Annotated in this window: 8 protein-coding genes and 2 pseudogenes; 8 read left to right on the top strand and 2 right to left on the bottom strand. The window is 63.2% G+C overall.

The genetic code is table 11. The annotated features are described in order from the left end of the window. Positions 1 to 237 precede the first annotated feature (237 nt). A pseudogene (locus ACWGS9_RS32995) lies at positions 238 to 425 on the bottom strand (GDCCVxC domain-containing (seleno)protein); the annotation flags it as partial. A 185-nt stretch (positions 426 to 610) separates the two neighbouring features. On the opposite strand from ACWGS9_RS32995, the gene ACWGS9_RS32990 reads away from it, so the two are divergent. From ACWGS9_RS32990 to ACWGS9_RS32955, 8 genes and pseudogenes are all read left to right on the top strand, one after another. After that, entirely contained in the window at positions 611 to 1468 is an 858-nt protein-coding gene (locus tag ACWGS9_RS32990; RefSeq protein WP_454509160.1) for a MurR/RpiR family transcriptional regulator, read from the top strand. Further along, on the top strand, positions 1465 to 2493 hold the full coding sequence (locus tag ACWGS9_RS32985; RefSeq protein WP_454509159.1) for an amino acid ABC transporter substrate-binding protein: 1029 nt from the start codon (positions 1465 to 1467) through the stop codon (positions 2491 to 2493). The genes ACWGS9_RS32990 and ACWGS9_RS32985 overlap by 4 nt, the downstream gene beginning before the upstream one ends. A gap of 91 nt (positions 2494 to 2584) precedes the next feature. Continuing rightward, on the top strand, positions 2585 to 3658 hold the full coding sequence (locus tag ACWGS9_RS32980; protein WP_454509158.1) for an ABC transporter permease subunit: 1074 nt from the start codon (positions 2585 to 2587) through the stop codon (positions 3656 to 3658). 53 nt (positions 3659 to 3711) lie between these two features. Beyond that, a complete protein-coding gene (locus tag ACWGS9_RS32975; RefSeq protein WP_454509157.1) occupies positions 3712 to 4728 on the top strand; it encodes an amino acid ABC transporter permease in 1017 nt (338 codons plus the stop codon). Continuing rightward, complete coding sequence (locus ACWGS9_RS32970) at positions 4715 to 5470, top strand: amino acid ABC transporter ATP-binding protein (RefSeq protein ID WP_454509156.1); 756 nt, start codon at positions 4715 to 4717, stop codon at positions 5468 to 5470. The genes ACWGS9_RS32975 and ACWGS9_RS32970 overlap by 14 nt, the downstream gene beginning before the upstream one ends. A gap of 6 nt (positions 5471 to 5476) precedes the next feature. Beyond that, entirely contained in the window at positions 5477 to 6406 is a 930-nt protein-coding gene (locus ACWGS9_RS32965; protein ID WP_454509155.1) for an isoaspartyl peptidase/L-asparaginase family protein, read from the top strand. A 79-nt stretch (positions 6407 to 6485) separates the two neighbouring features. Further along, positions 6486 to 8075, top strand: a complete 1590-nt coding sequence (locus tag ACWGS9_RS32960; RefSeq protein WP_454509154.1) for an amidase — start codon at positions 6486 to 6488, stop codon at positions 8073 to 8075. A gap of 149 nt (positions 8076 to 8224) precedes the next feature. Next, positions 8225 to 8674, top strand: a pseudogene (locus ACWGS9_RS32955) (ThuA domain-containing protein); the annotation flags it as partial. A 19-nt stretch (positions 8675 to 8693) separates the two neighbouring features. On the opposite strand, the gene ACWGS9_RS32950 reads toward ACWGS9_RS32955, so the two are convergent. Continuing rightward, positions 8694 to 10049 carry a glutamine synthetase family protein gene (locus ACWGS9_RS32950; RefSeq protein ID WP_454509153.1) on the bottom strand — a complete coding sequence of 452 codons (1356 nt, stop codon included), beginning with the start codon at positions 10047 to 10049 and terminating at the stop codon, positions 8694 to 8696. Between the last annotated feature and the right edge of the window lie 486 nt (positions 10050 to 10535).

Raw genomic sequence — 10535 nt, 5'->3', positions numbered from 1 at the left:
CCCCGCAACCAATTCTATCATAAATCAATAACCGTCCCGGTCTGACCGGGGCGGTTTTTTGCGTTCCGGCCATGCAGCACTACGCCCGACGTGCGCATCTTCGGCTTCGCCACGCCGGCGACGGCATACTGCCGACCAAGACGGTGGCGAGTGTCGCGAGGTGCTACGCCGACTGGCAGCAGCGGGTGTGTCGTTGTCATCAACAGCAACGATGCCGACCCGCCGCACCGACTGCAACTCTTTCTGTCTCGGCGGGCAGGGATGATCCCCATAAGAACAGAATACGCAGCAATCTCCGGCCAGCGGCTTGAGGAGAACCCGCAGCTTTCGCATTCGTAGAAGTACTGGCAGGCACCGGTAGGCATTGTCTCGGTCCTGTGGTGGCCGCAGGCCGGGCAGGTGATCGTGCTGGTGAGCTCGATCATGGATGCTCTGCCTGTTGATTTCCACTGAGAGCTGCCCCGGCGTTTCCACCGAAATTTCTCAATGGAAATATCTGGCTGCGCCGGGTCAGCTCTCGGTGGAAATCAACACACGGTTGCCCTGATGATCCAATCACTTGATGAACGAGATCATTTACAGACACGTCAGTGAATGATATCATTCATTCATGAGATCCGTGCTCGAACGCATTCAGCTTGCCGCATCCAGCACCACACCGTCCTTGGTTCCGGTGGGGATGTGGATGACGGCACATCCGATTCAGACGTTGTCGCAAAGTGCTGAGGAGATTGCAGCGCTGACCGTCACCTCGGTCTCGGCAGTCAACCGTTTTTCCAAAGCTGCGGGATTCAAGGGCTTTGGCGAACTGAAAGCCCATCTGGGTGTCGAGATGCAATCGGTAATGGAGCCGATACTCAAGTTGGGCCACGCGCGCGAAGAACCGAAATTGACGGAAATTGCGGAGGCCGTGCGGGACGCTGGCGAGGCGCCGCAGATCGCCACGGTCGCAACCTGGATCATGAGGGCGCGGCGCGTCTGGTTTCTTGGTCTCGGGGCGTCAAGCCATCTGGCCGGCTATGCAGTGCACACGCTGATGCCATTTGTCGAAGCGATCGAAGCCGTCGCAGGCGAGGGCGGCACCGAAGAGGTGGCTCGCCGGCTCATGCGGTGCGGCAAGGGTGATGTTTTGATCGCGCTCTCGCTGCCGCGCTATTCCAAGGACACCGTTCATCTCGTCCGCTTCGCCCGCGACCGCGGCGCTTCCATCGTGGTGATCACCGACGACCAGGCCTCACCCCTGAGCGCGATCGCACACATTCGGCTTCTGGCACCCGCGGCACATGGCGTGCTGCCAAGTTCCGCCATTGCCATGATGGCGGTGATCGAGGCCTTGGCATCGGGAGTGATGACGCAGAATCCGGACGCCGTGCGATTGGCCCGCGATCTGGCCGAGACAGTCTTAGCCTATCTGGCGCCGCGTGCCGCGTCGCCGGACAATCATAACCATGAGGAGGAAGGACCATGAAGACGAAAATCGCAGCCCTCGGCTGCGGCGCCATTGCGGCATTAACGCTGGCCGGCACGGCACATGCCGGGGCGGTGCTGGATGCCATAAAGAAGAACAATGTCGTGACCTGCGGCGTTCACACCGGCAATCCTGGTTTTGCACTGGCCGACAGCTCCGGCAAATGGGCCGGGTTCGACGTCGATTATTGCCGCGCACTGGCGGCCGCGGTGCTCGGCGACGCCAACAAGGTCAAATATGTGCCGACCAGCGGCCAGACGCGTCTGACCGCCCTGCAAAGCGGCGAGATCGACGTCCTCGCGCGCAACACGACCTGGACCTACACCCGCGACACTTCGCTGAACCTGGTTTGGGTCGGCATCAATTTCTACGACGGCCAGGCATTCCTGACGCCGAAGAAAGAAGGGCTGACCTCGGTCAAGCAACTCACCGGTGCGACCATCTGTGTCGACTCGGGCTCGACCACCGAAAAGAACCTTGCCGATTACTTTGCCGCCAATGGGCTGACCTACAAGGCCGTTGTCTTCGACCAGCAGGAGGCTTCGCATCAGGCTTTCATCAACGGACGCTGTGACGTCTACACAAATGACTCCACCAGCTTGGCATCGTTCCTGACGTCCGAAGTGCCTAACAAGCAAAATTATCAAATCCTGCCGGAATTGATCTCGAAGGAGCCGCTGGGGCCGGCGGTGCGCCGCGGCGACGACGATTGGTTCGCCATCGCCAAGTGGACCCTCAACGCGATGGTCCAGGCCGAGGAACTTGGCGTCACATCGCAGAACATCGACGACCTCAAGGCCAACAGCAAGGACCCTGCAGTTCTGTCGATTGTCGGGGCTGGCGACGATCTTGGCCGCTTCCTTGGGCTGAGCAAGGACTGGAGCTACAACATCGTCAAGCAGGTCGGCAACTATGGCGAGGTCTTTGACCGCAATCTCGGATCCGGGTCGGCGCTGAAGCTGCCGCGCGGACGCAATGAATTGTGGATCAAGGGCGGCCTGCTCTATTCCCCACCGCTGCGCTGAGACGATGTCGGGGGTCGATCTTTCCAACAAAGAAGGGAGGGCGGCGGCCGTCGCTCCTCCCATCCCTGTCCCGCGACGGCGCGGGGCGGGGATGATCGCCGTGCAGGTGCTGGTTCTGGCCGCAGCAGCCGGAGCATTTCTCTGGCTCGCCCATAACGCGGCGGTCAACCTCGCTGCCCGCCACATCGCGTCAGGCTTTGGCTTCCTCGGTGATACGGCGGGCTTTTCTATTTCAGAAGTGTGGGTTCCCTACACCAGTCGCAGCAGCTATGCCGTTGCCTTCGCAGCCGGGATTGCAAACACCCTGCGCGCCGCTCTTCCGGCCGTCGTCCTTGCGAGCCTGATAGGACTGGTCCTCGGCATTGGACAGATCAGCCGCCATCCGCTGTTGCGCCTGATCACACGTGGTATCGTCGACTTGATCCGCAACATTCCGCTGCTGGTTCAGCTGCTGGTCTGGTATGTCGCCATGCTCGAATTGCTGCCTCGAGCCGCGGATGCCGTCAACCTTGGAAATGTACTGCTGCTGAGCAATGGCGGACTTGCTTTTGCCAAACCGTTGGTGACGGCACCCGAGGCGGGTGTCCTGATCGTCTCCATGTTTGTGCTCTTTGCAGCAGCGCTGCTGCTCCGGGGCCATCGAACCGGCGCAGTTGCCGCTGCCGCAGTGGTTTCGGCAGCGCTCTGGCTCTATGTCCCGGATCAATGGGATGTGCCGGTGGTCGGCCTTTTCGGAATTAGCGGCGGTGGCACGGTCAGCGTCGAATGGGCTTCGCTGGTGGGGGCGCTGACGCTTTACTCAGGCGTCTATTGCGCCGAGATCGTCCGCTCGGGCCTCCTCGCCGTGCACCGCGGACAATGGGAAGCCTCTCATGCGCTGAGCCTGACACGCGGCCAGACCCTGCGACGGATCGTGATCCCGCAAAGCCTGCGGGTGATCGTGCCGCCATATACCAGCCTGGTGATGAACACGCTGAAGAACTCTTCGCTCGCGGTGGCGGTGGGCTATCCCGATATCGTCTCGATCGGCACCACGTCCCTTAACCAGACCGGGCAGGCGATCGAATGCATTGCCATCATCGCGGCGGTCTACTTGTCACTTAACATTCTCACCGCCGCGGTGATGGGGACCGTCAACCGGCGCGTTCAGTTGCAGGAGCGTTGAGGTAGATGGCAACCATGACTGTTCCGCTCAAACCGATGGCAACGGCGGCCCGGTTGCGCGCCCTGCTCTTCGCCGACACGAAAACCGGACTGGTCTCGTCCGCCCTGCTGGCGCTCTTTGCCTGGGTGCTGTGGCGGGCCCTCCACTGGGGCATCTTTGCCGCCGAGGTCGCGCCCGACCCCGAGGCCTGCCGCGCCGCCGCTGGAGCTTGCTGGGGCGTTCTGGTCGACAAGGCGCGGCTGATCCTGCTGGGTCGTTACCCCCAGGGCGAACAATGGCGCCCGGCGCTGGGATGTGCCCTCCTGCTCGGATGCCTCGGCGTGGCGGCTCTGCCGCGCTTCTTCGGTCGATCAGGCCTTGCGCTGGTGAGCCTGGCGCTGGTTGCTTTCGCCATCCTGCTCGGTGGCGGTGTCTTCGGGCTTACGCCGGTTGGCACCGACCTCTGGGGCGGCCTGCCGCTGACCATTCTGCTGGGAGTCGTCGCCTGCCTGTTCGGCCTGCCGCTGGGCATTTTGCTGGCGCTCGGGCGGCGGTCGCATCTGCCGGTGCTGTCCTGGCTTGCAACATCCTATATCGAGCTGGTGCGTGGGCTGCCGCTGATCACCCTGCTGTTCTTCGGGGCCTTCGTGCTGCCAATCCTGCTGCCGCCGGCGTGGCGGCTGGACCCGATGCTGCGCGTGACGATCTGCGTCGTACTCTTTGCCGCCGCCTACCAGGCCGAGATCTTCCGCGGCGGCCTGCAGGCGATCGGCAAAGGCCAGCGCGAGGCGGCCCACGCGCTCAACCTAAGCCGCTGGCAGACCCTTACGCACATCGTTATGCCGCAAGCACTTCGAGTTACCATCCCGCCCTTGGCGAGCCTTTTCATCGGCACCATCAAGGACACCTCGCTGGTGGCCATCGTCAACATCTACGACCTCACGGGAACGCTGCGGCTGGCCCAAGGCGATGCGCAATGGCGGCCCTATTTCGTCGAGATGTACATGATGGTCAGCGCCATCTACCTCGTCATGGGCCTCTCCATAGCCAGCTATGGCCGATATCTGGAGCACCGCTATGCCCTTAAATGATCCCGCCCCCAACATATTGCTCTCTATCGAAGGGGTGCATAAATGGTTCGGCTCCTTCCATGCCCTCGACGATTGCTCGCTGAGCGTCAATCGCGGCGAGAAGATCGTGATTTGCGGGCCCTCCGGCTCAGGCAAGTCGACGCTGATCCGTTGTATCAACCGCATCGAAGAACATGACGCGGGCCGCATCGTCTTCAACGGCACGCCGATCGATGATTCCCGCCCCGCAGTCCAGGCCCGCAAGGGCATCGGTATGGTGTTCCAGCAGTTCAACCTATTTCCGCACCTCAGCGTCCTCGACAACATCATGCTGGCACCGACGCTGGTAAAGAAACAAAGCCCCGCGACAGCGCGCGAACGGGCGATGGCGCTTCTGGACCGGGTCCATATCGCCGAGCAGGCGCGCAAGATGCCGGGGCAGCTCTCGGGCGGCCAGCAACAGCGCGTGGCGATCGCGCGGGCGCTGGCGATGCAGCCGCAGCTGATGCTTTTTGATGAACCCACTTCGGCGCTGGACCCCGAGATGGTGGGGGAGGTGCTTGACACGATGCAAGACTTGGCGAGCGACGGCATGACCATGATAGTGGTGACCCACGAGATGGGATTCGCCCGCAAGGTCGCCGACCGCGTTGTCTTCATGGAGGCCGGGCGTATTCTCGAGATCCAGCCGCCTGAAAAATTCTTCGTGCAGCCGCAAAGCGAGCGCAGCCGCGCCTTCCTCGGCAAAATCTTGACCCATTGAGGCCTCATGAAAGTATCCTATTCCCTGGCCCTTCACGGCGGCACCGGAACGATCTTGCCTGGCAACCCTGCCGCGGAAGCGGACTACCGGCAGGAGATGATCGTGGCGCTGAACGCTGGGACGGCGGTGTTGGAGGCGGGCGGATCGGCCACCGACGCGGTTGTCGAGACGGTGCGCATGTTGGAAGATTGCCCGCTTTTCAATGCAGGGCTCGGCGCCGTCTTTACCGAGGAGCAGGTTCATGAACTCGATGCCGCAGTCATGGCGGGCACCGGGCTCCAGGCAGGCGCAGTCGCCGGAGTGCGTCGCATCCGCAATCCGGTCGTGGCGGCGGCGGAAGTCATGCGCGCCGCGCGCAGCGTGCTGTTGGGCTCGGATGGCGCCGAGAAATTTGCCCGCGCCCGCGGTCTTGCCCTGGTCGAGCCCGGCTATTTCTCCACTCCACACCGCCTGCAGCAATTGCAAGATTTGCGCGCCCATGACACCGATGCTCAGGCGCTCGACCACGATGCGCCGGCAGAGGGCCGCTTCGGCACCGTAGGCGCGGTGGCGCGCGACCGCGAAGGGCGTCTCGCGGCGGCAACCTCAACCGGCGGCGTGACCAACAAGCAGGCCGGCCGGATCGGAGATACCCCCGTCATCGGCGCAGGGACCTACGCAAACGACCGCTCCTGCGCGATCTCAGCCACCGGCACCGGCGAGCATTTCGTCCGTGCCTGTACCGGCCATGATATCCATGCCCGCATGGTGTACGCGGGTCTGACGCTGGACGAAGCGATGGCGGCCGCCATCGCCGAAGAGCTGGCCCCGATCGGCGGACGGGGCGGATTGATCGGCGTCGATATGGCGGGCAACATCGTCATGCAGTTCAACTCGACCGGTATGTATCGCGCCTGGGTACGCGAGGGCGACAGCCCCGAAACGGCGATATTCTGAGCCGGGTGGGGTCGAAATGGTGGAGAAGTCCCTGACCAAGGCGAGGGTCGCCGAAGAGACGATCGCGGCGGCGGAAAAATTGCTCGGGCTCAGCTATACGGCGGCGGAACGGGCGCAGATGGCTGACAACCTTGGCGGCCAGATCGACGCGGCCCAGGCCTGCCGCGCCATGGCCTTGCCAAACGATGCCCCAACGGCCAGCCGCTTCGACCCCAGACTGCCGAGGTTTCGCATGCCCCCCGGGCCGGACGTCCTGAGCTTGTCCTCAGACCTGCCCACGCTACCCGCCAATGCCGAGGATATTGCCTTCGCGCCGCTCACGCATCTGGCGGGCTGGATGGCCAAGGGCGCGCTCACCAGCCGCACGTTGACCGAAATCTACCTTGACCGGATTTCGGCCCTCGCCAACCGGCTCGAATGCTTCGTCACGGTCACTCGCGAACTCGCGTTGAGCCAAGCGGAGGCAGCCGACGCTCTGACCCGCGCCGGGGTCCGCCTTGGCCCGTTGCACGGCATCCCTTACGCGCTGAAAGACCTTTTCAACACGAAGGGCGTTGTCACCGGCTGGGGTGCAGAGCTGTACCGCGACCGTGTTCCCGACAGCGATGCCTTCGTGGTGCGTGTCTTACGCGCGGCGGGGGCAGTCTTGCTCGGCAAGACCGCGGTCGGTGCACTAGCAGATGGCGACACCTGGTATGGCGGCCTCGTTCGCAATCCGTGGAACCTTGGCGAGGGCGCGCGCGGATCGAGCGCCGGATCGGCCTCGGCCGTCGTGACGGGGCTCTGCGGTTTCGCTATTGGTACCGAGACCCTAGGCTCGATTGTCGCACCGAGTGACCGCTGCGGGGCGACCGGGCTGCGGCCGACCTTCGGGCGGATATCCCGGGCGGGGGCAATGGTGCTTTGCCCCTCGCTCGACAAGGTCGGGCCTATCTGCCGGGGTGTCGAAGATTGTGCCATTGTCCTGTCAGTCCTGAATGGTGCTGATCCGGAGGATAACAGCTCGATCGCAGCACCTTTCCGCTTTGACGCGGCGGCGGCTATCGCGGACCTGCGGCTGGGCTATCTGTCCAAAGCCTCTGGCGCGGAGGCGACAGCGGTCGATCATGCCGCGCTGGCGGCGACACGCCGTCTCGGGGTCGAGGTTGTCGAAGTCTCGTTGCCCGAACTGCCTTATGACTCCCTGAAAAACCTGTTGCTTGCGGAGGCAGCGGCCACCTTTCAGGCGCTGACGTTGAGCGATCAGGACGACCTTCTGCGCTGGCAGGGCGACGAAGCTTGGCCCAATACATTCCGCAAGGCGTGGTTCCTTTCTGCCGTCGATCATGTCCAGCTTGACCGACTGCGCTACCAGGTCATGCTCGCGCTTGACGGGCTTTTTGCCGAAGTTGATGCCCTGATCGGGCCGCTCGATAGCGGACCGATGCTGCTGGCCAGCAATTTCACCGGCCATCCCTGCCTGCACCTGCGCGCAGGGTTCCGAGAGCTTGCCACACGCCCATCGCCGTCGGTCCCGACGGTCAAACTCGAGGCTGAGACGAAGCTGAAATTCCGCGTGCCGCAGGGGATTTCACTCTGGGGCCGGCTTTTCGAGGAAGGCAAGTTGCTGGCTTTGGGGCTCGCGCTTGAAGCTGCGCTTGGTGTGGCGGCAGAGCGGCCACGATTGTAACCTACGCCCTGTGGGCCGTCCGACTCCTTGCTCGGTCCGATGCTGAAATTCCACCGACGACTTCGAACGCAAAGAAGTATACCTGATATATTGAGCGTCGCGGATGAGATGGGCCAGGCAGAACTGATGCTGGCGCGCCGCAAGCGCCCAAGGCGGAAGAAACCAACCTGACGAAAGGGGTCGAGAACGGAGTCGGCCTTGGAGGCTATCATGGCGGCATGGGCGACGCGTTTCGCGAATCGCCCGAATACCAGTTCATGTGCGGCGGGCAATGGGTCGCGCATCCCGGCAACATCATCGACTATCACGTGAACGTAGCGCGGCGCGATGACCCGATCATGCAGGGCATCGAGGATTTCCCCTACCGATCCGAGCAGTATTACATGCATGTCGACCCTTCGAACGAGGTGCTGGCGACCACCACTTTTTCCGGTTCGCAGGCGCCGTGGATCGACGGCGTAGTGATGCCGGTGGTGTGGAAGCGGCGGCACGGCAAGGGGCGCGTGTTTTATTCGTCGTTGGGTCACGTGGCATCGGAATTCCAAGTGCCTCAGATGCGCACCATCCTGCGCCGCGGGCTGGCATGGGCCGCGCGCTGAGTTGGCCGAAGCACTCTGGCTAAACGCTCTCGAGATAGGTCTCGATCTCGAAGTCGCTGACATTCAGCGCGAAAGTGTTCAGCTCCTGGCGCTTGCAGGCGATGAAGGCGTCACGCAGCACGGCCGGGAAGATCTCGGCAATACGCGGACCGGTCTCGAAGGCGGCGATCGCTGAGGCCCAGTCCGGCGGCAGCTTGGCAAGCGGCAGCCCCTGGCCCTCGCCTCCGGTCGGCTCGCCGGGTGAGAGCTGGCGCTCTATGCCGATCAACGCCGCGCCAAGGATCGCCGCCAGCACCAGATAGGGATTGGCGTCGGCGCCTGAGACGCGATGCTCGATGCGGCGCGCGGCCGACGGGCCGCCCGGAATGCGAATCGCCACCATGCGGTTTTCGTAGCCCCAGGCGACCGCGGTCGGCGCATAGGAACGGGGCCGCAGCCGCCGGTAGGAATTGAAATGCGGGGCGAACACCAGCGTGCTTTGCGCCATCGCGGCCAGCAGGCCGCCAACCGCGTGGCGCATGGTGTCGGAGCCTTGGTCGGAGCCGTCGTCGAAGATATTGCGGCCGTCCTTGTCGAGCACGCTGAAATGGACATGGAAACCGTTGCCGGCCCGTTCGCCATAGGGCTTGGCCATGAAGCAGGCGGCAAAGCCATGCTTGCGGGCAATCCCCTTCACGGTGCGCTTGAAGAGCACCGCATCGTCCGCGGCGCGCAAGGCATCGGGCACATGGTTCAGGTTGATCTCGAACTGGCCGACGCCGTTCTCGGCGATCGCGGTATCGACCGGAATGTCCTGCATGCGGCAGGCTTCGTAGATATCGTGGATGAAGGCCTCGAAATCGTCGACCTCGTCGATCGAGAGTGCCGCGTCGGAATCGAGGCGCCTGCCGGTGACCGGCGAGACGGGGCCGACCGGACGCTGCGATGTCGGATCGACGAGGTAGAATTCGAGTTCGGTCGCGGTGACGGGCGTCAGGCCAAGCGCGGCATAGCGGTCGAGGATGCGGGCCAGCGCCCGGCGCGGATCGCCGAGATAGGGCGAGCCGCTGTCGTCCGCCAGCCAGAGCGGCAGAAGTGCTGTCGGGTGGGCCGTCCAGTCGACCGGCAGTATGCCGCGCCCGGTCCAGTGGCAAAGCCCGTCGGCGTCGCCGGTCGAGAACACCTGGGCGTTGCCTTCGATGTCCTCGCCCCAGATGTCGAGGCCGATGGCCGAATAGGGCATGCGCAGCTTGCCTTCGAGCGCCTTGCGCGCCTGCTCGACCGGAATGCGCTTGCCGCGCATGATGCCGTTCAGGTCGCACACCGCCGCCCTCAGGCTGTGGATGTCCTTCCTGCTTTCAAGCCAGTTCAAAACGTCCGCAATCGCATCGCTCAATTTCCAGCCCCTGTTTTTGAGGTGCTGTAGCCTGTTGGCTACGATATCCAATTTTCAGCTTGTGAGTTTATGAAGGCCATTTCGGCTTTTGCCGAACGGCTTTTCCTCATTTTTTCAGGTCACTAGCTGGGATATCGGGCGGCATTTCAGGTCCACTTTCTGCGATCTGCGATCGCAACATAGCGACAAGCAAAGAGAAAGCCAAGCCGGGAGTTGGAATTGGCGGCAACGCCCATCCCGTCATCATCCCATGGCGGAGCAAGGAGCAAAGCGACGCGGCGCAGACCATAGGATCCATTCCGATACATATGAGCGGTGCAGCTGGTGCAGAATTCTGCTCCGCCGCATTCTACGCTCGAGGTTACGGAATGGTCCCAGGGTCTCCGCGACGGAGCTTCGCTCCTGCTTGGCCCTGGGATTGTTTGAGAAGGATCGGGTAGTTTGGCGGCCGGGACTGCGGCCCATCACAGCCGGCAGTCCCGGCGG

This window comes from Mesorhizobium sp. Arg314, assembly GCF_053714275.1.
This window is presented reverse-complemented; position numbering and strand designations above follow the sequence as displayed.

Coding starts and splice junctions, on each gene's coding strand:
- ACWGS9_RS32990 (WP_454509160.1), top strand. CDS start 611: ATGAGATCCGTGCTCGAACGCATTCAGCTTGCCGCATCCAGCACCACA.
- ACWGS9_RS32980 (WP_454509158.1), top strand. CDS start 2,585: ATGATCGCCGTGCAGGTGCTGGTTCTGGCCGCAGCAGCCGGAGCATTT.
- ACWGS9_RS32985 (WP_454509159.1), top strand. CDS start 1,465: ATGAAGACGAAAATCGCAGCCCTCGGCTGCGGCGCCATTGCGGCATTA.
- ACWGS9_RS32970 (WP_454509156.1), top strand. CDS start 4,715: ATGCCCTTAAATGATCCCGCCCCCAACATATTGCTCTCTATCGAAGGG.
- ACWGS9_RS32965 (WP_454509155.1), top strand. CDS start 5,477: ATGAAAGTATCCTATTCCCTGGCCCTTCACGGCGGCACCGGAACGATC.